The sequence below is a fragment of the Streptomyces sp. NPDC050287 genome, from assembly GCF_044459385.1.
Classification (GTDB): Bacteria; Actinomycetota; Actinomycetes; order Streptomycetales; family Streptomycetaceae; genus Streptomyces.
The window spans coordinates 216,222-240,224 of the sequence record NZ_JBITIY010000009.1 but is presented as its reverse complement, the minus strand read 5'-3'; the positions used below and the strand labels follow the sequence as shown (position 1 = coordinate 240,224).

The 24,003-nt window shown below is 70.2% G+C and carries 21 protein-coding genes and 2 pseudogenes; 12 read left to right on the top strand and 11 right to left on the bottom strand.

The features are described 5' to 3' along the window. The first annotated feature begins 143 nt into the window (after positions 1–143). The gene (locus ACIBK3_RS30845) at positions 144–275 is read left to right on the top strand and encodes a hypothetical protein (RefSeq protein ID WP_107056436.1); all 132 of its coding nucleotides are present in this window, start codon (positions 144–146) and stop codon (positions 273–275) included. A 60-nt stretch (positions 276–335) separates the two neighbouring features. On the opposite strand, the gene ACIBK3_RS30840 is transcribed toward ACIBK3_RS30845, so the two are convergent. Further along, positions 336–1,907 carry a purple acid phosphatase family protein gene (locus tag ACIBK3_RS30840; RefSeq protein ID WP_399370688.1) on the bottom strand — a complete coding sequence of 524 codons (1,572 nt, stop codon included), beginning with the start codon at positions 1,905–1,907 and terminating at the stop codon, positions 336–338. A 142-nt stretch (positions 1,908–2,049) separates the two neighbouring features. Here ACIBK3_RS30840 and ACIBK3_RS30835 point away from each other — a divergent pair, with 142 nt between their 5' ends. The 4 genes from ACIBK3_RS30835 (at position 2,050) to cimA (ending at position 7,941) form a co-directional block, all read left to right on the top strand. Then, entirely contained in the window at positions 2,050–3,093 is a 1,044-nt protein-coding gene (locus ACIBK3_RS30835; protein WP_399370687.1) for a 3-isopropylmalate dehydrogenase, read from the top strand. A gap of 240 nt (positions 3,094–3,333) precedes the next feature. Beyond that, positions 3,334–4,425, top strand: coding sequence for a branched-chain amino acid aminotransferase (locus tag ACIBK3_RS30830; protein ID WP_399370686.1), 1,092 nt, complete (start codon positions 3,334–3,336; stop codon positions 4,423–4,425). Between the two features lie 288 nt (positions 4,426–4,713). After that, positions 4,714–5,985, top strand: coding sequence for a TolB family protein (locus tag ACIBK3_RS30825; RefSeq protein ID WP_399370685.1), 1,272 nt, complete (start codon positions 4,714–4,716; stop codon positions 5,983–5,985). A gap of 348 nt (positions 5,986–6,333) precedes the next feature. Beyond that, positions 6,334–7,941, top strand: a complete 1,608-nt coding sequence (gene cimA, locus ACIBK3_RS30820) for a citramalate synthase (RefSeq protein ID WP_399370684.1) — start codon at positions 6,334–6,336, stop codon at positions 7,939–7,941. A gap of 19 nt (positions 7,942–7,960) precedes the next feature. Here the strand turns inward: cimA and ACIBK3_RS30815 are convergent, their stop codons facing one another. The 3 genes from ACIBK3_RS30815 to ACIBK3_RS30805 all read right to left on the bottom strand — a co-directional run bounded on the left by ACIBK3_RS30815 (position 7,961) and on the right by ACIBK3_RS30805 (position 10,680). Beyond that, positions 7,961–8,140: a DUF397 domain-containing protein gene (locus tag ACIBK3_RS30815; RefSeq protein ID WP_399370773.1), complete on the bottom strand. Its 180-nt coding sequence runs from the start codon at positions 8,138–8,140 to the stop codon at positions 7,961–7,963. An 18-nt stretch (positions 8,141–8,158) separates the two neighbouring features. Further along, positions 8,159–8,425: a metal-sensitive transcriptional regulator gene (locus ACIBK3_RS30810; RefSeq protein ID WP_327731253.1), complete on the bottom strand. Its 267-nt coding sequence runs from the start codon at positions 8,423–8,425 to the stop codon at positions 8,159–8,161. Between the two features lie 98 nt (positions 8,426–8,523). Further along, complete coding sequence (locus ACIBK3_RS30805; protein ID WP_399370683.1) at positions 8,524–10,680, bottom strand: MMPL family transporter; 2,157 nt, start codon at positions 10,678–10,680, stop codon at positions 8,524–8,526. A 107-nt stretch (positions 10,681–10,787) separates the two neighbouring features. Between ACIBK3_RS30805 and ACIBK3_RS30800 the strand changes: the two genes are divergently transcribed. The 3 genes from ACIBK3_RS30800 (at position 10,788) to ACIBK3_RS30790 (ending at position 12,946) form a co-directional block, all read left to right on the top strand. Continuing rightward, entirely contained in the window at positions 10,788–11,174 is a 387-nt protein-coding gene (locus ACIBK3_RS30800; RefSeq protein WP_399370682.1) for a DUF302 domain-containing protein, read from the top strand. Between the two features lie 104 nt (positions 11,175–11,278). Beyond that, complete coding sequence (locus tag ACIBK3_RS30795; RefSeq protein WP_399370681.1) at positions 11,279–11,554, top strand: hypothetical protein; 276 nt, start codon at positions 11,279–11,281, stop codon at positions 11,552–11,554. Positions 11,555–11,563: 9 nt separating this feature from the next. Beyond that, positions 11,564–12,946: a hypothetical protein gene (locus ACIBK3_RS30790; RefSeq protein ID WP_399370680.1), complete on the top strand. Its 1,383-nt coding sequence runs from the start codon at positions 11,564–11,566 to the stop codon at positions 12,944–12,946. Between the two features lie 118 nt (positions 12,947–13,064). Here the strand turns inward: ACIBK3_RS30790 and ACIBK3_RS30785 are convergent, their stop codons facing one another. Both ACIBK3_RS30785 and ACIBK3_RS30780 read right to left on the bottom strand, forming a co-directional pair. Beyond that, positions 13,065–13,847 carry a serine protease gene (locus ACIBK3_RS30785; RefSeq protein ID WP_399370772.1) on the bottom strand — a complete coding sequence of 261 codons (783 nt, stop codon included), beginning with the start codon at positions 13,845–13,847 and terminating at the stop codon, positions 13,065–13,067. A gap of 360 nt (positions 13,848–14,207) precedes the next feature. Then, the gene (locus tag ACIBK3_RS30780; protein WP_399370679.1) at positions 14,208–14,813 is read right to left on the bottom strand and encodes a YceI family protein; all 606 of its coding nucleotides are present in this window, start codon (positions 14,811–14,813) and stop codon (positions 14,208–14,210) included. A 164-nt stretch (positions 14,814–14,977) separates the two neighbouring features. Between ACIBK3_RS30780 and ACIBK3_RS30775 the strand changes: the two genes are divergently transcribed. After that, positions 14,978–15,211 (top strand): hypothetical protein, encoded by a 234-nt coding sequence (locus tag ACIBK3_RS30775; protein WP_399370678.1) that lies wholly within the window; start codon positions 14,978–14,980, stop codon positions 15,209–15,211. A gap of 123 nt (positions 15,212–15,334) precedes the next feature. Here ACIBK3_RS30775 and tnpA read toward each other — a convergent pair. Beyond that, a pseudogene (tnpA, locus tag ACIBK3_RS30770) lies at positions 15,335–15,664 on the bottom strand (IS200/IS605 family transposase); the annotation flags it as partial. On the opposite strand from tnpA, the pseudogene ACIBK3_RS30765 reads away from it, so the two are divergent. From ACIBK3_RS30765 to ACIBK3_RS30755, 3 genes and pseudogenes are all read left to right on the top strand, one after another. Further along, positions 15,576–16,303: pseudogene (locus tag ACIBK3_RS30765) on the top strand (RNA-guided endonuclease InsQ/TnpB family protein); the annotation flags it as partial. The pseudogenes tnpA and ACIBK3_RS30765 overlap by 89 nt on opposite strands. 398 nt (positions 16,304–16,701) lie before the next feature. Further along, on the top strand, positions 16,702–18,309 hold the full coding sequence (locus ACIBK3_RS30760; RefSeq protein WP_399370677.1) for an acyl-CoA carboxylase subunit beta: 1,608 nt from the start codon (positions 16,702–16,704) through the stop codon (positions 18,307–18,309). A gap of 57 nt (positions 18,310–18,366) precedes the next feature. Next, positions 18,367–18,558, top strand: coding sequence for an acyl-CoA carboxylase subunit epsilon (locus ACIBK3_RS30755; protein ID WP_399370676.1), 192 nt, complete (start codon positions 18,367–18,369; stop codon positions 18,556–18,558). 98 nt (positions 18,559–18,656) lie between these two features. Here the strand turns inward: ACIBK3_RS30755 and ACIBK3_RS30750 are convergent, their stop codons facing one another. The 4 genes from ACIBK3_RS30750 to ACIBK3_RS30735 form a co-directional block, all read right to left on the bottom strand. Next, positions 18,657–19,238, bottom strand: coding sequence for an ATP/GTP-binding protein (locus tag ACIBK3_RS30750; RefSeq protein WP_043432136.1), 582 nt, complete (start codon positions 19,236–19,238; stop codon positions 18,657–18,659). Next, the gene (locus ACIBK3_RS30745) at positions 19,219–19,812 is read right to left on the bottom strand and encodes a DUF742 domain-containing protein (protein WP_399370675.1); all 594 of its coding nucleotides are present in this window, start codon (positions 19,810–19,812) and stop codon (positions 19,219–19,221) included. The genes ACIBK3_RS30750 and ACIBK3_RS30745 overlap by 20 nt, the downstream gene beginning before the upstream one ends. A 96-nt stretch (positions 19,813–19,908) precedes the next feature. After that, entirely contained in the window at positions 19,909–20,322 is a 414-nt protein-coding gene (locus ACIBK3_RS30740) for a roadblock/LC7 domain-containing protein (protein WP_004983065.1), read from the bottom strand. Positions 20,323–20,332: 10 nt separating this feature from the next. Then, positions 20,333–23,641, bottom strand: a complete 3,309-nt coding sequence (locus ACIBK3_RS30735) for a nitrate- and nitrite sensing domain-containing protein (RefSeq protein WP_399370674.1) — start codon at positions 23,639–23,641, stop codon at positions 20,333–20,335. Between the last annotated feature and the right edge of the window lie 362 nt (positions 23,642–24,003).

Sequence of the window (24,003 nt, the reverse complement as noted above, 5' to 3'; positions counted from 1 at the left end):
AAGCCGAACGTCTCGCTCGATCCAGCGAATGGCGGTCGTGAGCCGGGCCGTATACGCAGGCGATCCCTGTGGCACCGCTCCCCGCCCTCCGGCGTCTCGTAACCCCTGTCCGCACTCCGTGATCTCGAAGGAGTCGATTCCCCATGGCCGAGACGACCGCCCGCCGTCGAGTCCGTCACATCTCCCGTACGAGCGAGTCCGACCGCAAGAACGCCGCTGCGGCGCTCCAGCGCGCCCTCGACCGCCGCGACAACGGCGGCTCGACCGGCCACTGAGCCCCGAGCAGCCCGCACGCACAGACCGGGAGCCGCACCCGTGCGAGGTGCGGCGCGGACTCACGCGCCGCGCCGCACCTCGAAATGGTCGATGCGCTCCCCGCTCTGCGCCAGCGCCGACACCGTGAGCCTGGGCCGCGCGCCGCTCTCCGCCTCCACCGAGAGGAAGGAGAACCCGCGGTAGCGCACCCGGGACCACTCCACGGTCTCCTTCCTGGACTGCTGCGCCTTCGTCCACTGGAAGGACTCCACGGACTCGCGGTCCTTGACGTGCCCCTCGTAGCTCTCCTTCACGCCTGCCGGGAAGCCGTACAGGTCACGGCCGCCACCGCCCGCCGTGACGTACACGATCCCGTCGCGGGTCGGGTCCGTCGAGGCGCCGATCGGGACCGGCCGGCCCACCTCGCCGTTCCTGATGGCGTCCGTGCGTTCGTAGACATGGTTGTGGCCGTTGATCACCAGGTCCACCTGGTGCTTCGCGAACAGCGGCAGCCACGCGGCGCGTACGCCCCCGTCGGAGGCGTGCGAGGAGGTCGAGTAGGCGCAGTGGTGGAAGAAGACCACGACGAAGTCGACCGAGGCGTCCGCCCGCAACTCGGCCAGCTTCCTGTCCAGCCAGGCCGTCTGCCGGCCGTCCGTGTAGCCGAGGTTGGCCGGGATCTCGTACGACACGTCGTTCGCGTCCAGCGCCACACAGGCGACGTTGCCGTACGTGAACGCGTACACGCCCGGTGCCGTGCGCGGGTCGAAGCCGTTGTCCGGGAGGGACCAGCGGGCCAGTTGGCCGCCGTAGCCGTCGGGGGAGTACCAGGCCTCCATGTCGTGGTTGCCGGTCGTCACCATCCACGGGACCGACTTCGCGACCTGCTCGTTCTGCTTGAGGAACAGGTCCCAGTAGCCGGGGTCGTAGCCGTCCGTCCTCTCGCCGTGTCCGGTGCCGTCGGCGTAGCAGATGTCGCCCGCGTGGAGGTGGAAGGCGGGCTTCTGGCGCAGCAGGACATGGTCGTTGGCGGCGGCCGCCCGGCTGACTCCCTGGTCGCCGAAGGCCGTGAACACGAACCGCTCCGGGGCCGAGGGGGCCGTACGGAACGAGCCGATCGTCGAGCGGTGGGCGGGCGCGGCCGGGTCGAAGCCGTCGTGGCCGACGCCGTAGTAGTACGTCGTGCCCGGGAGCAGGCCGTCCAGGGCCGCGTGCACATAGAACTGGTCCAGCGCCGACCGCACCCCGGTCACCCCGGGCGTGTGCAGATCGCGCACCTCGGCCTCGATCTTGTGGCTCAGCTCGTCGGGCCGGGTGCCGACGCGGACATACGGCTGGTGGACGGCGGCCGGCACCTGCCAGGAGATCCGCATCCGGGTCTTCGGGTCGGCGCCGAACGCGAGATGGCGGCCGAAGGGCAGGGCGGCCGAGCCGGGTACCCGGGACGCGGTCGAAGCGGCGGCGGCCGACGGTCCGGTGGCCGTGCTCCTGGGACCATCGCCCGAACACCCCGTCAGCAGACCACCCGCCACCGCGCCCGCCGTCACCAGCGCGCGGCGCCGGGGCAGCCGGGTGCGCAGGTACTCGTGCTGCTCGGCCATGCTCATCCGGCGCGCGAGCTCGGGCGGAATGCCGCAGTCGGGTGTCTCCATGGGGGAGACGTTCCCGGCGAACCCCAACGACGGTCCTGCGTACGGGTGAATAGGCGGCAAAGGGTTGACGTGAGCCCACTCCGGCGTGTCCGTATCGCGGACGTGTCGTGTCATCCCATGGGACAAGGAGTACGGTGCCGACATGTCTCGCAGCATCAATCTCGCAGTGATCCCCGGTGACGGCATCGGCCAGGAAGTCGTGGCCGAAGGCCTGAAGGTCCTCTCGGCCGTCCTTCCGCAGGATGTGAAGCTGGAGACCAAGGACTACGACTTCGGCGCCACGCGTTACCACGCGACCGGTGAGACCCTCACCGACGCCGACCTCGACGCCCTGAAGCAGCACGACGCCATCCTGCTCGGCGCGATCGGCGACCCGAGTGTCCCCTCCGGCGTCCTGGAGCGCGGCTTCCTGCTCAAGCTCCGCTTCGCCTTCGACCACCACGTCAACCTGCGTCCCTCGAAGCTCCTGCCGGGTGTCGCCACCCCGCTGGCCGGCGAGCCGCAGATCGACTTCGTGGTCGTCCGCGAGGGCACCGAGGGCCCGTACACCGGCAACGGCGGCACCATCCGCAAGGGCACCGAGCACGAGGTCGCCACCGAGGTCTCCGTCAACACGGCCTTCGGTGTCGAACGCGTGGTCCGGGACGCGTTCGCCCGTGCGCAGGCCCGCCCGCGCAAGAAGCTGGCGCTGATCCACAAGAACAACGTGCTGACCTTCGCGGGTCACCTGTGGACCGACGTCTTCAACCGGGTGGCCGCGGAGTTCCCCGACGTCACCACCGAGTACATGCACGTGGACGCGGCGACCATCTACCTGGTCACGCAGCCCGAGCGCTTCGACGTGATCGTCACCGACAACCTCTTCGGCGACATCATCACCGACCTCGCCGCGGCCGTCTCCGGCGGCATCGGCGTCGCCGCGAGCGGGAACATCAACCCGTCCGGCGAGTTCCCCTCGATGTTCGAGCCCGTGCACGGCTCGGCCCCGGACATCGCCGGCCAGGGCAAGGCCGACCCCACCGCCACGGTCCTGTCCGTCGCCCTGCTGCTGCGTCACCTCGGCTACGAGGCGGAGGCCGCCCGTATCGACGAGGCGGTCTCCGTGGACCTCGCGGAGCGCACCGGCAAGCCGGCCCGCAGCACCTCCGAGATCGGCGACGCGCTCGCCGTACGCGTAGCCGGCTGACCCGCCGCGCTTTCCGCGAGCCGCCGGGTCACTCCGTACCCGGCGGCTTTCGCATGTCCCCGCCGGGTGCCACCATCATCCCCTGGGCCGCATTCACGCTGTTTTCGTCCATGGCTCCCCGCAAGTGATAATCGAACGCGGAGCCGCGGAATGAGGGAATGCTCGGACGTCCTGACACTGGCCACTGGCAGTACGGGCGTGAGCGCGGCCCGTCACTACAACCGGTGAAGGACACCACTCATGACGACGCCCACGACGATCGAGCTCAAGCCCTCCGCCAGCCCGCTCTCCGCCGCCGAGCGCGAGACGATCCTGGCCAACCCCGGGTTCGGCCGCCACTTCACCGACCACATGGTGACGATCAAGTGGACCGAGGGGCGGGGCTGGCACGACGCGCAGCTCGTCCCGTACGGGCCGATCTCCCTCGACCCCTCGACGCACGTCCTGCACTACGGCCAGGAGATCTTCGAGGGCCTCAAGGCGTACCGCCAGGCCGACGGCTCGGTCGCGGTCTTCCGCCCCGAGGCCAACGCCCGGCGCTTCCGCAACTCCGCCCGCCGCATCGCCATGGCCGAGCTGCCCGAGGAGCTGTTCATCGCGGCCCTCGACGCGCTGCTCGGCCAGGACGCCGACTGGGTGCCGCCGCACGGCGGCGAGGAGTCCCTGTACCTGCGCCCGTTCATGTTCGCCACGGAGGCCGCGCTCGGCGTGCACCCCGCGAACGAGTACCTGTTCATGCTGATCGCCTCCCCCTCCGGCGCCTACTTCGCCGGCGGCGTCAAGCCGGTCACCATCTGGGTCTCCGAGGACTACGTGCGCGCCGTCCCGGGCGGCACCGGCCACGCCAAGACCGGCGGCAACTACGCGGCCTCCCTGCTGCCGCAGGCCGAGGCCGCGGCCAACGGCTGCGACCAGGTCGTCTACCTCGACGCGGTGACCCGCACCAAGGTCGAGGAGTCCGGCTCCATGAACATCGCCTTCGTCTACGGCGACCGCATCGTCACCCCGGAGCTGACCGGCTCCATCCTGGAGGGCATCACCCGCGACTCCCTCCTCCAGGTCGCCCGCGACCTCGGCTACAAGGCGGAGGACGGCGTCGTCACCCTCGACCAGTGGCGCGCCGACGCCGCCTCCGGCGACCTCACCGAGGTCTTCGCCTGCGGCACCGCGGCCGTGGTCACCCCCATCGGCCACGTCAAGACCAGGTCCGACGCCTGGACCCACGGCGACGGCACCCCCGGCCCGGTCACCGTCCGCCTGCGCGAGGCCCTGCTGGGCATCCAGCGTGGCGTGCGGGAGGACAAGCACGGCTGGATGCACAAGCTGGGCTGACCGCCCCGCAGTTGACGACGCGGCCCGTCCCGGTCCCGGGGCGGGCCGCGTCGTGCAACACGGGGGCAGCATCGCGCCGCCGCGCGTGAGCGGGGGCAACTTTTCGGCCACGTACGGGAGTTCCGGTACGAGGGCCGCCTCGCGGACGCCCGAGGGTGCGCCCGGGTTGTACTCAATTCGAGGGATTGACCCCGTACTTGGTGATGCGTTTGCCTCGTGGGGAGCCCTCGGCGCGGGGCCGGGGGAGAAGCGCTTGCGGGGAAACTGGGGGAAGAGATGTTCAGAACCATGCGGGGGGCGTCCGTCGCGGTGATCGCGGGGGCGATGGTCGCACTGTCGGTGACATCGGCGGCGTCGGCGCCGGCACCGAAGCCGGCGATCGAGCGGGTCACGCTGTCGGCGACGGGGGAGCAGGCCGACAACGACGCGTACGGGCCGCAGTTCAGCGCCGACGGCCGGTTCGCTGCCTTCACGGCGGACGCGTCCAACCTGGTGCCCGGCGACACCAACGGGCATTCGGACGCCTTCGTGCGCGACCTGCGCAAGGGGACGGTCGAGCGGGTCAGCGTCGGCTCGGACGGCGCGCAGGCCGACAGTTCGTCGTCCGCGCTGGAGATCAGCGCGGACGGGCGGTACGTCCTGTTCCGCTCCAACGCCAGGAACCTGGTCCACTGGGAGAACCCGCCCACGAACGAGGCGGCCTACGACATCTACCTGCGCGACCGGCGCACCGGCACCACGAAGCGGATCAGCGTCGCCCTCGACAAGGGCTCCGCCCTCGCGGCCGGCGCCACCATGTCGGCCGACGCCCGCTACATCGCCTTCAACGCCAAGGCCGACCGGATGGAGAACAGTCCCGGTGACCTCTTCGGCGTCGTGTACGTCTTCGACCGCCGCACCGGCACCACCGAGCGGATCACCAACCGGGACCGCCCCACCACCCCCGCGCTCCTGCAGGGACTGAGCGCCGACGGCCGCTATGTGGCGTACACGCAGCTGGTGCCGCGCAGTTCGGTCGGGTGGACATGGGTGCACGACCGGCGTACCGGCACCGAGGAACAGGTCAACGTCAAGCCGGACGGCACCCCGGCGGAGCGTTACGCGCTGCCCGCCTCCCTCTCCGCGGACGGCCGGACGATCGCCTTCGACTACTGGGGCCCGGACGAACTCGTCCCGGGTGACTCCGGGGACGACTCCACCGTCTACGTCCGCGATCTGCGCAGGGACGTCACCCGGCGGATCCATGCCGGTCCCGCCGGCGAGAACAGGGTCCGCCAGCCCGTTCTCAGCCCGGACGGCCGGTACGTGGCCTACCAGGCGGATCCGCGGCTGGCGGACGGACAGCTCGGTCCGGACAACGTCTACCTCCGCGACCTGCGCACCGGCAGCACCCGTCTGGTCGGCGAGTCCGTCACCGGCGGACCCGTGACGGACGCCGTGGTGTCGCTGTACTCGGTGAGCGCGGGCGCCCGGCGCATCGGCCTCGGCAGCCGCTCCGGCCAGCTCGTCCCCGGCGACACCAACGGCCACTACGACGGCTTCGTCCGCCGGCTCCGCTGAGCCCGCCGGGCCCCGGCCGAGAGATCAGGGCCCCTGGTCGGAGAGATCAGGGGCTCGCATGCTGAGACGGACGGTGAGCGCGGGGGCGCGTTGTGCCAGACTGCCTCCGTGCTCTCGTTCGCCATGATTATTGGCAGCAGGCGCGCCGGTCCGCAGTGACCGCCACGTACGACCAGGTACGGGCGGACACCGTCGTCCTCGACCCGCGCGCAGACCTCTCGCACCCGCGAGAGGTTTTTCGCATTTCTGGCCCACCCGAAGCCGGAGGCGAGAGCGCGTGGGACCAAGTGGGGACGGTGGAGCCGGTCATTCCGGTAGACCGAGATCCAACACAGGAGCCTTGACACCATGACCGAAACCAGCGAACTCGACGACTCGTTCCACGTCTTCGACACCACCCTGCGCGACGGCGCCCAGCGGGAGGGCATCAACCTCACCGTCTCGGACAAGCTGGCCATCGCGCGGCACCTGGACGACTTCGGCGTGGGGTTCATCGAGGGCGGCTGGCCCGGCGCCAACCCGCGCGACACCGAGTTCTTCGCCCGCGCCCAGCAGGAGATCGACTTCCGGCACGCCCAGTTGGTCGCCTTCGGCGCGACCCGGCGGCCCGGTGCCAAGGCGTCAGAGGACCCGCAGGTCAGAGCGCTGCTCGAGTCGGGCGCCCCGGTGGTCACCCTGGTGGCGAAGTCGCACGACCGTCATGTCGAGCTCGCCCTGCGCACCACGCTGGACGAGAACCTGGAGATGGTCCGCGACACCGTCTCCTTCCTGCGCGAGCAGGGCCGCCGCGTCTTCGTCGACTGCGAGCACTTCTTCGACGGCTACCGCGCCAACCCGGAGTACGCGAAGGCCGTCGTACGGGCCGCCTCGGAGGCCGGCGCGTCCGTCGTGATCCTCTGCGACACCAACGGCGGCATGCTCCCGGCGCAGGTCCAGGCGGTCGTCTCCACGGTCCTGGCCGACACCGGCGCCCGGCTCGGCATGCACGCCCAGGACGACACGGGCTGCGCGGTCGCCAACACCCTGGCCGCCGTGGACGCGGGCGCCACCCACGTCCAGTGCACGGCGAACGGCTACGGCGAGCGGGTCGGCAACGCCAACCTGTTCCCGGTCGTCGCCGCCCTCGAACTCAAGTACGGCAAGAAGGTCCTCCCCGACGGCAGGCTCCGCGAGATGACGCGCATCTCCCACGCCATCGCCGAGGTCGTCAACCTCACCCCGTCCACCCACCAGCCCTACGTCGGCGTCTCCGCCTTCGCCCACAAGGCCGGCCTGCACGCCTCGGCCATCAAGGTCGACCCGGACCTGTACCAGCACATCGACCCCGAGCAGGTCGGCAACACCATGCGGATGCTGGTCTCCGACATGGCGGGCCGCGCCTCGGTCGAACTCAAGGGCAAGGAACTCGGCGTCGACCTCGGCGACGACCGCGAACTGGTCGGCCGGGTGGTGGACCGGGTCAAGGAGCGCGAACTCCGCGGCTACACGTACGAGGCGGCGGACGCGTCCTTCGAACTCCTCCTGCGCGCCGAGATCGAGGGCAAGCCCCTCAAGTACTTCGAGGTCGAGTCCTGGCGCGCGATCGTCGAGGACCGCCCCGACGGCACCCACGCCAACGAGGGCACGGTCAAGCTCTACGCCAAGGGCGAGCGCATCGTCGCCACGGCGGAGGGCAACGGCCCCGTCAACGCCCTCGACCGCGCCCTCAGGGTGGCCCTGGAGAAGATCTACCCCCAGCTCGCCAAGCTCGACCTCGTCGACTACAAGGTCCGCATCCTGGAAGGCGTCCACGGCACCCAGTCCACCACCCGCGTCCTGATCTCCACGTCCGACGGAGCGGGCGAGTGGTCGACGGTGGGCGTCGCGGAGAACGTGATCGCCGCGTCGTGGCAGGCGCTGGAGGACGCGTACGCGTACGGGTTGCTGCGGGCGGGGGTGGAGCCGGCCGCCGAATAGGGCATCGTCCGGCCGCCGCTCAGGCCTCTTGTCCCACTCCTTGACGAACGCGGCCACGTGCCGGGTATACGGCGAGCACCGGACCGGTGTTCTCGGTGTCCCCGACGTGGACGGCGGAGGGCTGAGCGGCGACCTCGACGCGGTCGCCGCCTTCGCTGCCGCTGTAGCCGGACTTGATCCACTGGGGCGCCGGGCGCATCACGCCGCGGCGGGTGTGTCAGGCGAGGGCGAGGAAGAGTTTTTCGAGTTCGGCCTCGCTCATCGGGGGTGCGTCCTCGTCGGCGGCGGTCATGCACTGGCGCATGCCACTGGCGACGATTTTGAAGCCGGCGCGGTCCAGGGCGCGGGAGACCGCGGCGAGCTGAGTGACGACGTCCTTGCAGTCGCGGCCGGCCTCGATCATGGCGATGACACCGGCGAGCTGCCCCTGGGCGCGACGGAGGCGGTTGAGAACGGCGGTGCTGGCTTCCTCGTCGACCTTCACGGACGGCTCCTCCTAGTGGGTTCCTTATGGGGTCGATCGTACCCCCTGGGGTATCGGTGGAACCCCGGCCGGGACCGGGGCCACCGAGGCGGGGTCGCTCAGTCGTGGGAGAAACGGATGTCGGGCAGGACCCTGCGCAGCCACGCGGGACTCCACCACGCGGCACGGCCGGTGACGCGGAGCAGGGCGGGGAGCAGAACGAGTCGGATGAGGAAGGCGTCGAGGAGAACGGCGGTGCCGAGAACGATGCCCATCTCCTTGGGCGGGAGCGGCTTCGCGAGGGCGAAGGTGAAGAAGACGGCGACCATGACGCCCGCCGCCGCGAAGATGACGCGGCCGGAGTGAGCGAGGGCGGCGGTCATGGCCTTACGGGGGTCGCCCGTGCGCTCGAAGTGCTCCTTGGCGGAGGAGAGCAGGAAGACGGTGTAGTCCATGGCGATGGCGAAGATCATCGCGAAGAAGAACACCGGACCCCAGCCGTCCAGGAACCCCTGCGGGTCGAAGCCGAGCAGCCCGGAGCCGTGGCCGTCCTGGAAGATCAGCCGGGCGACGCCGAAGGCGGCGCCGGTGGCGAGGAGATTGGTGAGCACCCCGAGGGCCGCGATCAGCGGGGCCTTAAGGGCGATGAGCAGCAGGACGAAACCGAGGGCCAGGATGACGCCGATGACCAGCGGGGCCTTGTCGTCCAGGGCCTGCTTGAGGTCGAGGTTCTCCACGGCCGCGCCGCCGACCGACGCCTGGCTCGGGAGTTCGGCCCGGAGGGTCGTGACGGTGTTCCTCAGTGACGCGTCGGAGGGGTCGGCCGATGGCATGGCCTGGATCAGGCTCCAGTGAGAGCCGTCGGTGGCCGACTGGGCGGGCAGGACGGCGGCGATGCCGTCGGTGGTGGCGAGGGTGCGGGCGGTGGCCTGTGCCTGGGCGGTGGGCGTGACGATCTGGAGCATGCCGGGGGCGCCCTTGCCGAGGGCCTGCTGCACCATCTCGTAACCCTGCCGTGAGCTGTCGGCGGCGGGGACGACGGCGATGGACGGCATCGCGGTCCTCAGCCCGGTCACCGGGGCGGCGAGCGCGACCAGGACCAGCACCGCGGGCACCCCGTAGCGCAGCGGGTGACGCCACAGCCGCTCGCCCCAGGCGCCGAAGAGCGGGGAGACGACCTGGTCGGTGCGGGTCCGGGGCAGGGCGAGCCGGTTGACGCGCGGGCCCAGCTTGCCGAGGACGGCGGGCAGCAGGGTCAAGGTCGCGGCGAGCACGAAGGCGACGGAGAGCATGATGCCGACGGCCATGGTGCGGACCGCCGGGGCGGGCACGAGCATCACGGCGGACAGGCTGACGAGCACGGTGAGTGCGGACAGCAGGACGGCCTTGCCCGCGGTGTCCATGGTCTCCTCCACCGCGCGGCGTGGGTCGCCGTGGCGGGCGAGTGCGCCGCGGAAGCGGATGACGAGGAAGAGCGCGTAGTCGATACCGAGCGCCAGGGCGAACATCAGGGCGAAGTCCATGGCCCAGACGGAGATCGGCGTGACATGGCTGATCAGGACCAAGGAGCCCACGGAGGCGGCCAGCCCGGCCATGGTGAGCAGCAGGGGCAGGCCGGCGGCGACGAGCGAGCCGAAGGCGACCACGAGGACGACCAGGGTGACCGGCCAGGACAGGATCTCGGCGTGGATCATCGCGTCCAGGTTGGCGGTGTTGAAGTCGCTCCACATGACGGACGCGCCGGTGGCCCGCACGGCGATGCCGTCGGTGGACAGCGCGCGCAGCGGATCCTTGAGGTCGTCGGAGGCCCGCACCATGTCGTCCGGGTCGGCCTTGGCGCCGCCCAGCAGCACGGCGGTCCGGCCGTCCCGGCTGATCGTCACCCCGGCCCGGGGCTGGACGACCTCGGAGATCCGGTCGTCGGCGGTCAGCAGCTCGGTCGCCTTGGCGAGCACGGTCCGCACGGCGGGGTCGGTGACCGGCCGGTCGGCGTGGACGACGACCTGGATCGCGGTGGAGCCGGTGCCGCCGAAGTGCTGCTGGGTCAGCTCACGGACCGCGACGGACTCCGATCCGTTGCTCTGCCAGCCCGCACCGGACAGCGCGGTGGTCACCTGCGGCGCGAAGACACCGAGCACGGCGACGACGATCACCCACCCCGCCAGGACGGTCCTGAAATGGCTCGCTGTCCAGTCGCCGAGGCGCCCCAGCGGGCCGGGTGAGGAAGGTGGGGAGAGTGGGGCTTTGGTCTTCGGTGCGTGGTCGACGCTCGTCATGGAATCCTCCTGAGATACCCCGGGGGGTAATGGTCGGATGAGCGTACACGATACCCGGGGGGGTATCATCGGGTCATTCGCATGCTTGCCCATCACTGGAGAAACCCGTGAGCTACGACCGCACCGTCAGCCTGACCAGCGACTTCGCCACCACGGTCGACGCCGTACGCGAAGCCCTCGCCGCCCAGGGCTTCGGCGTCCTCACCGAGATCGACGTCGCAGCCACCCTCAAGGCCAAGCTCGGCCACGACATGGAGGACTACCTGATTCTCGGCGCCTGCAACCCGCCGCTGGCCCACCGTGCCATCGAAGTCGACCGTGCCATCGGCCTGCTGCTGCCCTGCAACGTCGTCGTGCGCCGAGAGGGCGACCACACGATCGTCCAGGCCCTGGACCCGAACACGATGGTCTCTCTTACGGGTCTGTCCGCCCTGCAGCCCGTCGCGCAGGAGGCCGCCGCGCGCCTGGACGCGGCCCTCGCCTCCCTCAGCTGACCGCCGGTCAGATCCCTCCGCGCCAGGCGTGACCTGACGCGCCCCTGTGGATGGCCGCCGGGCACGGGCGGCCACTCGCGGCCGCCTGGCTCTAGGTGGGGATCGTGCGCGGGCGTGGGCCCGCGTCGGCGGCCCGAGCCGCGGGTGCCAAGGCGCATGCCGGCCGTCCGTCGGACGGGTTCGGTGAGTGGGGCCGGCGTCTGAGGCGTCCGTTCGTCGTACGGCTGCTGCGCCCGCCGGACGGCTTCGAGCCGGCCGGCGTCCTGGCGTCCTGGTGCGAGGGCGACGGCGTGGCCGACGTCCGCTCCGGCAGCACCGGCCGGACCGTGTTCGTCCGGGCTGACGCGGCCACCACTGGCCATTCGCTGGAGGAACGGTAGGTTCGAGGTATGAAGGCCGCGACACTTCCCCGAGGCCCCGTCGGACTGCTGATCGCTCTGGCGCTCGTCGCCCTGACCGCCCTTGCGGCCCTGACGGCGGGCGCCCCGCGCGCCTCCGCGGCCACCGGCGTCCCGGCGATCGCCGAAGCGCTCCGCGAGAACCCGGTCTACGTCGATCCGGCCGCGCGCGCACAGCTCTCGTCGGCGGACGCCGAAGCGCTCGCCAGGCAGATCAAGAACGCGGACAAGCCGCTGTTCCTCGCCGTGCTGCCCGCCGGCTACCCCACCCAGGGCCTCTTCACGAAGCTGCGCACCGCCACCGGGATCACCGGCCTGTACGGGGTCCGCCTCGGCGACCGCTTCGACGCCCGCGCCGACTCCGCCGTCCTGCCCCGGGCCGCCGTGCAGAACCTCGTCACCACCGTCGCGGGCGAGGGCGCCAGGGCCCAGCTGAACGACTTCACCGACAGCGCCCTCACCAACATGGGCGGCTCGGCCCCCTCCACCTGGAACTCCTCCGGCGACAACGGCAGCGGCGTGCCCACCACCGGCCTGATCACCACCGGGATCGTCCTGGCCGTCGTCGGCGCGGGCGCCTACACGCTGGTCCGGCGCAACCGGCGCCGGCACGTTCAGGAGCAGCGGGCCGCGATGGAGAAGCTGCGGGTGGTCGTCGACGAGGACATCACCGCGTTCGGCGAGGAACTGGACCGGCTCGACTTCCATCCGGCGGAGGCGGGCGCGGACGACACCATGCGCGCGGACTACGAGCGGGCGCTGGACGCCTACGACCGGGCGAAGTCGGCCATGGCGGAGGCCGGGAAACCGGAGGACGTACGGGCCGTCACCCAGGCCCTGGAGGACGGCCGCTTCTCGCTCGCCACACTGGCCGCCCGCCGTGAGGGCCGGCCGCTGCCCGACCGCCGGCCGCCCTGCTTCTTCGACCCGCGCCACGGCCCGTCGGTCGCCGACATGACCTGGACGCCTCCGGGCGGCGCGACCCGCGAGGTCCCGGTCTGCGCGGCCGACCGGACCCGGCTGGCCGACGGCCGCGACCCGGTGGTCCGCGAGGTCGACACCGAGTACGGCCGCCGCCCGTACTGGGAGGCGGGCCCCGCCTACGGCCCCTGGGCAGGCGGCTACTTCGGCGGCGGCATCCTGCCCGGCCTGCTCGTCGGCACCCTGCTCGGCAGCGTGATGGCCGGCCCGGCGTACGCGGCCGACTACGGCTCCGGTTACGGCGACTTCGGCTCGGGCGGCTACGAGGGCGGCGACCTGTCGGGCGCCGACTTCAACTCCGACGACTTCAGCGGGGGATTCGGCGGGGGAGGGGACTTCGGCGGCGGCGGGGACTTCGGCGGGGGCGGCGGGGACTTCGGCGGCGGGTTCTGACCCGCCGGACCGGGTGTGCGGACGCGGGCACGGGCCCGGCGCGGGGCAGCGCCGGGCCCGTGGACGTCGTACGGGATGCGGGATGCGGGATGAGAAGACGTACGAGAAGCGGCGCGCGTCAGAGTGAGGACGCCGCCGAGGCGATGGCGGAGGCGAAGGTGGAGACCTCCGAGTAGACGCCGGGGGCGTTGGGACGGGCGCAGCCCTGGCCCCAGCTGACGATGCCGACCTGGATCCAGGCGTTCGCGGAGTCACGGCGGAACATCGGGCCGCCGGAGTCGCCCTGGCAGGTGTCGACGCCGCCGGCCGCGTAGCCGGCGCATATCTCGTCGCTCGGAACCAGACCGCTGTAGCCGCTGTAGGAGCGGCAGGTGGCGTCGCTGATGAACGGCACGGTGGCCTTGAGCAGGTAGCGCTGCTGGGCACCGCCCTCGGTGGCCGCGCCCCAGCCGGCGACCGTGAAGGGGCCGGTGTTGTACTGCGTGGTCGTGGCGATCTTCAAGGTCGGCAGGTTGATCGGCTGCGCGAGCTTGATGAGCGCCCAGTCCTTGCCGTTGCCGTTGTAGCCGGGGGCCCGGTAGACGTAGGTGGACTTGACCTGGACGCGGCCGGTGGTGGACTGCAGGTCCACGACGCCGGCGGTGGCGGTGATGCCGGTGTTGGCGCCGGTGCCGCTGACGCAGTGCGCGGCGGTGAGCACGATCTGCTGGGTGTAGAGCGCGCCGCCACAGCCCATCGAAAGCCGGACCATGAACGGGAACTCGCCCTGCGTGGCGCGGGTTCCGCCGATGACGGGCGAGGGGGCGGCCTGGGCGGCCGAGACGGGCTGGAGACTGGCGACCGCGAGGGCGACGGCACCGGCGGCCGCGCATCTCTTGAGGGCCGTGAGGAGCTTCTTCAACGTGGTGCCCTTCTGTGGGGGGTTGAGCTGCGGATCCGAGCAACCGGAACACAGAGCTGACGTGCGCATGTCATCAATGGCGGCAAAGAATTGCCCATCGAGTGGCATGGGCAGGACAAAATCTGATGTTGGATTATGAGAACGCCGTGACCGCTCACACAAGGGGCGGGATTCGGCCACCGCGTGCTGTGCGCGGGGGAGCGGTGGCGCTCGGAACACGAGACGCCTGACGCGTGACGGCGTACACCTGCGTGCGCGGGGCCGCGTACCGCGGGGTTACATACGCGAGCGCCCGCCTCCCCGTGCGGAACGAGGGGCGGGCGCGCTCAGGGGCGCGGTCGGCAGACCGGCGCCGACGGCTCACGCGTTCTTGATCGCCGAGATGTCGAAGTTGAGCTTGATCTTGTCGGAGACCAGCATGCCGCCCGTCTCCAGTGCCGCGTTCCAGGTCAGGCCCCACTCGGAGCGCAGGATCTCCGCCTTGCCCTCGAAGCCGACGCGCTCGTTGCCGAAGGGGTCCTTCGCGGCGCCGTTGAACTCCAGGTCGATGGTGATCGGCTTGGTGGTGCCGAGGATCTCCAGGTCACCGGTGATGCGGTAGTCGTCGCCGCCCAGGGCCTCCGCGGACGTGGAGCGGAAGGTCATGGTCGGGAACTCGTCCGTCTTGAAGAAGTCCGCGCTCTTGAGGTGACCGTCGCGGTCCGCGGATCCCGTGTCGATGCTGTCCATCTTGACGTCGAGGGAAGCCGTGGACGCGGACGGGTCGGTGCCGTCCAGGTGCAGCGTGCCGGTGAAGTCGAGGAACTTGCCCTTGACGTTGGTGACCATGGCGTGCCGGGCCACGAAGCCCAGCGAGGAGTGGGACGGGTCGATGGTGTAGTCGCCGGTCAGGGCGGCGAGGTCGGGGTTCACCGCGGCGGGCGCCGCGGTGGTGTTGGTGCTGTCCTTGCGGCCGAAGATGCCCATGATGTGCTCCCGGGGAGAGGATGTTGAATCTTCAACGAGGTGAACGGAAACGACGGTAGACCTATTCCGGGCGCGCGGCAACGTCATCGGCGAAATGTTGGCGTGCGGACGCGGAGGTGGTAGGCGACGTGGTCATGACTCCCGACCGGCGAGCCCTGTCCCCCATGAGGTCCACCCGCAGAGCGCTCCTGCTCACGGCCGCGTTGATGGCGACGACGGCCGCGGCGGCCCCCGGATTCCGAGCCGACGGCGATCCCCGGCACCCCTCCGAGGCCGCACCGGGCACCGAGGCCGCACCGGACCCGTACGCCGTCCTGCGCCGCCGCTGGCTCGACATCTGCCTCGGCATCGGCTACCGGAATTCATTCGCAGTGCATTGGCCTTCAGGCCGGTGGTGAAGCGAATCTGGTGGTGGCGACGCCAAGCGTCGCGGATTCAGGTCCGGCGGAGCCGGACATCGCAGTTCTTTTCTTGCGGCGCGGAGCGTCGTGAGGGCTGGTCCCGGCGGAGCCGGGTGGTGCTCACACGGGCCGGTTCCGCTGTTCGATGTACTGCATGACCACGGAGAGCGGGGCGCCGCCGACGGTGCCGGCGAAGTAGGACCCGGACCAGAGCTTGTTGGCCCGCCAGTAGTGGCGTACCAGGTCGGGGAACTCCTGGCGCAGCCGACGGGAGGAGACGCCCTTGAGGGAGTTGACCAGCTTGGTCACGGCGACCTTGGGCGGGAAGTTCACCAGCAGGTGGACGTGGTTGTCCTCGCCGTTGAACTCCACCAGGTCGCACTCGAAGTCCGTACACACCGACCGCATGATCTCCTCCAAGGACGCCCGGCAGTCGATCCGGTTCACCGCCAACGCCCGCTGGAGCATCACCGGCAGCGGCCGTCTGAACCTGCCGAAGATCGGCGCGGTGAAGGTGAAGTGGTCCCGCATGCTGCCCGCCACTCCCACCTCCGTCACCGTCATCAAGGACGCCGCGGGCAGGTTCTTCGCCTCCTTTGTCCTTGACACCGACCCCGCCGCCGACGCGACCCGGATGCCCGACACCGACCGCACCCTGGGCATCGATCTCGGCCTGACACACTTCGCGGTCCTCTCCGACGGCACGAAGATCGACTCCCCGCGCTTTTTGCGGCGCGCGGAGAAGAAACCGTGCACGATGCCGGATGGGCATCGTTCATCAGCATGCTGGCGTACAAAGCGGAACGGTACGGCCGCACCCTGGTGAAAATCGGCCGGTTCGAGCCGACCTCCCAGACCTGCTCCACCTGCGGCGTCAAGGACGAGCCCAAACCCCTGAACGTCCGGGAATGGACCTGTACCGCCTGCGGTACCGTCCACGACCGGGACACCAACGCCGCGATCAACGTGAAAACGGCCGCCGGACTGGCGGTATCGGCCTGCGGAGCGCCGGTAAGACCAGGAGCAATCCCGGCACAGCGCGAAGAAACAGGAAGCCACGGATTCCCGACCGAACCCCGTGCCGCGTAGCGGCACAGCAACAAGTCGAGAAGGCCAGAATCCTCGCCCTTCAGGGTGAGGAGCTAGTCAACCTCTGCGTGAGCGAGCCCGTACGGGCGCACCCCTGCGGATCACCTGGGACCACCCCGTGCGCGAGGTGATCCGGGCGGACGACACGGTCGAGGTGCTGCCCTCGCCAGACGGCCGACTGGACCTGACTGTCACTCCGGGGAGGGCATGTGCCACCCATGAATGTGAGGTGACTCTCAGCTGACGACTTTGTGCGACCTCTACAAGCCCGATCCCCTCTGAGCAGTCGGAAAGCCTGCATGCGCCCGCGGTTCTGTTCGGTGGTACCAGGAAAACGGTCCGGAGACTGTACGGAGTCGACGGCGAGCTTTTCTTGGTGGTGTTCGTAAGGTCGCTACATGACCGTTTTGGATGAGGCGCCGGGTGAGTCGACGGACGAGCTGACGGGTGAGCCGACCGACGCGCGCGGGCGGGTCGCCGAGCTGCACGTGATCCGTGAGCAGGCACTGGCCGGTCCCAGCGAGAAGGCGACCGAGGCGCAGCACGCCAAGGGCAAGCTGACCGCGCGGGAGCGTATCGAGCTGCTCCTGGACCCGGGTTCCTTCCGGGAGGTCGAGCAGCTGCGCCGGCACCGGGCGACCGGGTTCGGCCTGGAGGCCAAGAAGCCGTACACGGACGGTGTCATCACCGGCTGGGGCACGGTGGAGGGCCGGACGGTCTTCGTCTACGCCCACGACTTCCGGATCTTCGGCGGTGCGCTGGGCGAGGCCCACGCCACCAAGATCCACAAGATCATGGACATGGCCATCGCGGCCGGGGCGCCCCTGGTGTCCCTGAACGACGGCGCGGGCGCCCGCATCCAGGAGGGCGTCTCCGCCCTCGCCGGCTACGGCGGCATCTTCCAGCGCAACACCAAGGCGTCCGGGGTCATCCCGCAGATCAGCGTGATGCTCGGCCCGTGCGCGGGCGGCGCGGCCTACAGCCCCGCTCTCACCGACTTCGTGTTCATGGTCCGCGAGACCTCCCAGATGTTCATCACGGGCCCGGACGTTGTCAAGGCCGTGACCGGCGAGGAGATCACCCAGAACGGCCTGGGCGGCGCCGACGTGCACGCCGAGACCTCGGGCGTGTGCCACTTCGCCTACGACGACGAGGAGACGTGCCTCGCCGAGGTGCGCTACCTCCTGTCGCTGCTCCCGCAGAACAACCGCGAGAACCCGCCGCGGGTGGAGTCGACGGACGCGCCGGACCGCCGCTCGGACGTCCTGCTGGACCTGGTCCCGGCCGACGGCAACCGCCCGTACGACATGACCAAGGTCATCGAGGAGATCGTCGACGACGGCGACTACCTGGAGGTCCACGAGCGCTGGGCCCGCAACATCATCTGCGCGCTGGCCCGCCTGGACGGCCAGGTGGTGGGCATCGTGGCCAACCAGCCGCAGTCCCTGGCCGGCGTCCTGGACATCGAGGCGTCGGAAAAAGCTGCGCGCTTTGTCCAGATGTGTGACGCTTTCAATATCCCGATCGTCACGTTCCTGGACGTCCCCGGGTTCCTCCCGGGCGTCGACCAGGAGCACGGCGGAATCATCCGCCACGGCGCGAAGCTGCTCTACGCCTACTGCAACGCGACGGTGCCGCGGATCTCCCTGATCCTGCGCAAGGCCTACGGAGGTGCGTACATCGTCATGGACAGCCAGTCCATCGGTGCGGACCTGACGTACGCCTGGCCGACGAACGAGATCGCCGTGATGGGCGCGGAGGGTGCCGCCAACGTCATCTTCCGCCGCCAGATCGCTGAGGCGGAGGACCCCGAGGCCATGCGGGCCCGCATGGTCAAGGAGTACAAGTCCGAGCTCATGCATCCGTACTACGCGGCGGAGCGCGGTCTGGTCGACGACGTCATCGACCCGGCGGAGACCCGCGAGATCCTCATCCAGTCCCTGGCGATGCTGCACACCAAGCACGCCGACCTGCCGTCCCGCAAGCACGGCAACCCCCCGCAGTAACCCAGCGGAACATCCGCGGTACCCCCGCGGAAACCTCTCTCACGGAGACTGAGACCTATGAGCACCCCTGACATTCGTGTCGAGAAGGGCCACGCGGAGCCCGAGGAAGTCGCCGCCATCACGGCCGTCCTCCTGGCTCGCGCGGCGGCCGCCCCGTCCGCCGCCCCGACCCACCGAGGCCGCCGCAAGGCAGGCTGGCGCCGCCTGGAGCGCGAACCCGGCTTCCGCGCCCCGCACAGCTGGCACTGAGCCACAGGCACGACGTCACAGAAGAAGGGCCCCTCCTGCGAGGGGCCCTTCTTCATGCCGTGCGCCCCCGAAGGGGCGCGGGAACCGCGTCCGTGCGCCTACCGCAGGCGGGCCATCAGCGCGTGCTCGACCAACGTGATCAGCGCGGACTTGGCGTCAGCGCGATGGCGGGCGTCAGTGGTGATGATCGGGGTGTCCGGGCCGATCTGGAGCGCCTCGCGGACCTCGTCGGGGTTGTACGGCTGCTGGCCGTCGAAGCCGTTGAGGGCGATGACGAACGGCAGGCCGCTGTTCTCGAAGTAGTCGACGGCCGGGAAGCAGTCGGCGAGGCGGCGGGTGTCCACCAGGACGACGGCGCCGATCGCGCCGCGCACCAGGTCGTCCCACATGAACCAGAAGCGGTCCTGGCCCGGCGTACCGAAGAGGTACAGGATCAGGTCCTGGTCGAGCGTGATGCGGCCGAAGTCCATGGCGACCGTGGTGGTCGTCTTGTCCCCGGTGTGGGTCAGGTCGTCGATGCCCGCGCTCGCGGACGTCATCACGGCCTCGGTGCGCAGCGGGTTGATCTCCGAGACGGCGCCGACGAACGTGGTCTTGCCCACGCCGAAGCCGCCAGCCACCACGATCTTCGCGGACGTGGTGGAGCGGGAAGGCCCTCCGCTAGAGCTTGCGAAGTCCACTGAGCACCCTTTCGAGCAAAGTCACGTCTGGCTGGCCGCCGGCGCTCTCGTCGCCGCCGGGCTGATGGATGGCGACCAGGCCCGCCTCCGCCAAGTCGGCGACGAGGATCCTGGCCACGCCGAGAGGAATTGTCAGGAGGGCCGAGATCTCGGCTACCGACTTGATCTCACGGCAGAGGTGGCAGATCCGCTGATGCTCGGGCAGCTGGCCCTGCATCTGGTGCGGCTGCGCGGTGGTGTGCACCAGCGCCTCGATGGCGAGCTGGTAACGCGGGCGGGTCCGGCCACCGGTCATGGCGTACGGACGCACCAGCGGGTTGTTCGACGCCCCTGCGGGCGCGGGCTCAGGGGTGCGTCGCTGCGGCTGCACGGGCTGGATGCGCGGCGCCGGCGGCTGGTCGTACGGCGAGGGCCCAGGACCTTGGGGGTGCTGGTGCGCGTACGGCTGCTGACGCCGCTGGCTCGGGGTGGAGGGGAAGTTGTAACGGTTGGGGTTCTGGGAACCGTCGCCCTGACCCTGGCCAGGGCCGTACGACCAGTTACCCGAAGGTGAACCGCCTGGGGGTGTTGCCACTCTCTCTCCTCCTCCGACTGTGCCGGGGCACCCAACGCTGTGGAGCCGCGTCCCGAAACCTTATGGCTCGGGACGCCAAAACGCACCGTCTGTCTGTCAGTTGAGCAGGCTCCCCTGGAGCTCCGCACGCAGATCGGGCGTCAAGACCGTACCGGCACGGTCCACCAGGAGCGCCATCTCGTACCCGATGAGGCCGATGTCCGCCTCCGGGTGTGCGAGAACCGCGAGCGACGAACCGTCGGAGATGGACATGATGAAGAGGAATCCCCGCTCCATCTCCACAACCGTCTGGTTCACGCTGCCGCCCTCGAAGATGCGGGAGGCGCCTGCCGTCAGAGACGTCAGACCGGAGGCGACGGCCGCGAGCTGGTCGGCACGGTCGCGCGGAAAGCCTTCGGACATCGCCAGAAGGAGTCCGTCGGCGGAGACCACCACCGTGTGGGACACCCCCGGGGTGTTGTCCACGAAGTTGGTGATCAACCAGTTCAGGTTCTGCGCCGCCTGGCTCATCGGGCTCACACTAACGCTCCTGGTTGTAGGTGCTGTCAGGACCACTGTGCTGATTACTGGTGGCCTGGCCGTTCGTTTCACTGCCTGCGTTACGTCCCCGCTGGACCCCTCGGCGCAGGTTGCTCAACCTGCCCCGGACGTCCTCGGGAGCGCGGGAGACCTGTGGGCCTCCCTGAGGGGTCGCTTCGGCGGCTCCCTCGACCAGGTTGGCCTTGGGCACCCGCCGCGGCAGACCGGAGGAGGTCACCCCGCCCGCCTTGGGCTTCCGGAGCTGCGAGGCCTGCTGCCAGCGCGCGTCGTTGGCCGAGCGCCAGGAGTCGGTGCCGTTGCTCTCCGGCGCGGGAGCCGACGGTTCCTGGGTCGTGTGCCGCGCGCCGCCCGAGCCGTTCACGCCGCTCGCGGTGGATCCGCGGCGGGGGAGCCCGGCATCGGTCAGCTCGTGGGCGACGGAGGGGGTCGGTCCCGGACGATCGAAGCCTACGCTTTCCCGCTCGCTCACGTCAGCGGCCTGCGCGGATTCCGCTTCCGGAGCGTACTGGTCCGGGTATCCGTTGCGGTAGCCGTCGCTCTGCGGCCAGTCGTCCTGGTAGGCCTGCTCGCCGAAGCCGGCGAAGCTCTCCGGGGCGGCGGCGCGGGCCGACGCGGGCTCCTCCTGGACCGGCTCGGGATACGCGGGCTCCGGATAGCCGCCGTTCGACGAGAAGCCGTCGCTCTGCGGCAGGGAGCCGTTCGGCGCGTAGTAGGGCTCGTCGTACGAGGGACCCTGCTGCTGCCCGTACGAGCGCTGCGGCTCCTCGTACGTCGGCTGCTGCTCCTCGTACGACTGCTGACGCTGCTCCTCGTACGTCGGCTGACGGTCGAAGGCGTTCGGCTGCTGCTCCGGGAAGGCGCTCTGGCCGGTGTCGTAGCCGGACGGGGCGTCGAAGGACTCCGGGTACGCAGGGGTCTGCTGAGTCTGCGAGCCGGGCTCCTGGTCCTGCGACTGGGACTCCAGGGCCGCCCGGCGCTCCTCGCGCATCAGGGAGCGGCCCACCGGGTCCAGCTCCCGGATGTCGTCCGGGACCTCGGTGTAGCGGCTGTCGTCGAAGCCGAGCTCCGCGGCCGTACGCATCGGCAGGCCGTTGTTGAAGTTCTCGCCGCCGAAGTTCTGCTCCGGGATGATCTGCGAGACCGTGAACTCGTCACGGTCCGGCTGGTGCTCGCCGCCGCCGCCGTGGGTGATCGCGTCCGGCAGCATGACCAGCGAGGTGGTGCCGGCCTGCTCGCCGGAAGGGCGCAGCTGGACGCGGATGCCGTGCCGGTCGGACAGCCGGCCGACCACGAACAGGCCCATGCGCTGGGAGATCGCGGCGTCCACGGTCGGCGGGTTGGCCAGCTTGTGGTTGATGTCCGCGAAGTCCTCGGCGGTCAGACCGATGCCCTTGTCGTGGATCTCGATCATGATGCGGCCGTCGGGCAGCCGGGTCGCGGTGACGCGGACCTTGGTCTGCGGCGAGGAGAACGTGGTGGCGTTCTCCAGCAGCTCGGCGAGCAGGTGCACGAGGTCGGTGACCGCGCGGCCGTGGATCTCGGCCTCCGGGACGCCGGACAGCTCGATGCGCTCGTACTGCTCCACCTCGGAGGAGGCGGCGCGCAGCACGTCGACCAGCGGGACCGGCTGGTCCCAGCGGCGGCCGGGCTCCTCGCCGGCGAGGACCAGGAGGTTCTCGCCGTTGCGGCGCATACGGGTCGCGAGGTGGTCCAGCTTGAAGAGGTTCTCCAGCTGGTCCGGGTCGGCCTCGTTGTTCTCCAGTTCGGTGATCAGGGTCAGCTGGCCCTCGATCAGCGACTGGTTGCGGCGCGAGAGGTTGGTGAAGATCGCGTTGATGTTGCCCCGCAGCAGGGCCTGCTCGGCGGCCAGCCGGACGGCCTCGCGGTGAACCTGGTCGAAGGCGCGGGCGACCTCGCCGATCTCGTCCCGGGTGGTGATCGGGATCGGCTGGACGCGGGTGTCCACGCGGCCCGGGTCGGTGCGCGAGAGCTGGTCGACCAGCATCGGCAGGCGCTGCTCGGCGATGCCGAAGGCGGCGTTGCGCAGCTGGCGCATCGAGCGGCTCATCTGCCGGGCCACGGCGCCGGCCAGGATGAACGCGAGGAGCAGGGCGACCACGACGGCGGCACCGGTGATGAGGGCGTCACGCTTGGCGCTGTCGGCGATGTCCGAGGCCTCGGCCACGGCCCTGTCGGCCAGGTCCGACTCGATCTGCCGGTAGGCGTTGTACTTGAGGGTGTTGACCGCCCACCAGTTGCTCGCGGTGATGCCCTTCTGGGCGAGCAGGTCCCGCGCGGCGGGGTCGGTGGTCTGGAGCGTCGAGATGGCCCTGACCATGTCGGTCGGGTCGGACGGCGGCGGCACGTAGGTCGGGTCCTTGGCCTTGGCCTCCTGGGCCAGCGCCGCGCCGTCCGTCTTGATCTTCGTCTCGGCGTCGGTGAGTTTCTGCGCGTCCGCCTCGGTGCCACCGCCGATGTACTCCTCGACGGCGATGCCCTCCAGATACGCGTACGAGGACAGCGCGACCCGCTGGGCGCCCAGGTCGGACACCTTGGGGCCCGGGTTGATCAGCAGGTGCATGCCGATGGAGCGCTCCAGCGACAGGGCGGCCTTGGTGAGCGAGATCGCGTAGACCGTCCGGCCGTAGCTGGTGATGTTTCCGGTGCCCAGACCGAGTTCGTTGGAGAACTCCATCAGGGGGTGGGCGATCTCGACGTAGCCCTCTTCGGTCTGCACGCCGGTGCGCTTGCTCGTGTACGCGGTCGACCGCAGCGCCTGGAGCTTGGGCTCCTCGTTACGGAAGATCTGCAGGCGGCGCAGCAGGCCGGCCTTCTGCGGCATGTTCTGCGCGGCCTCGTCGAAAGCGTCCGCGGCCTGGTCCGTCTGGGAGCGGACCTGGGTGACCGTCGCCTTGTCCCGGGCGGTCTGGCTCTTGCCCTTGAGCAGCGGCGCGGCGGTGATGTCCCGCTCGTTGTACAGCGCGTCCGCGTAGGTGAGGGACGCCCGGACCAGGACCGCGGTGTTCTCCGCGTCCTCCGCCTGCTGCCAGGTGTCGATCGAGCTCTTGACCTGGAAGCCGCCCATGACGAGGCCGACCACCACGGGTATGAGCAGGATCGCGTTCAGCCGGGTCGGCACCCGCCAGTTGCGCGGGGAGAAACGGCTGCCGCCTGGCGCCGGCACGGCCGTTGGCTCCGATCCGGGCACAGGGGCGGGCGCCGCTCCGCGCGGCGGCGGGGTGAAGTTGCCCCGGGCCGACGGCTCGGGACCGTTCTTGCTTCGCCTCACTCGACCAACAACCTCTCGGCGGCGGGCACCAACGTTGTGCCGCAGTGTCTCAGAGCCCAGTGCGCCATCGACTGGTGAGTACGTCTTTGACTATTGGGCAGTTCAGGCATTCCAGCACGCCGTCCTGCGCACTTCCAAACAGTGCGGAGCGAGCATTCGGAGTGATGTAAGCCCCAGATAAAACGGTCATAAAGAACGAGCCCCGCCAAAAGACGGGGCTTTCGTGCGCGCAGCGAGACCGGTTGACCGCGACGCGTGGCCATACCACCGGATTCCTCTGCCGAAACGTTATGAACACCGGGGCCGGCCGTGTCAAAGGACACAGCCGGCTCCGGCATGTCTACGACAACTGCCGTATGACA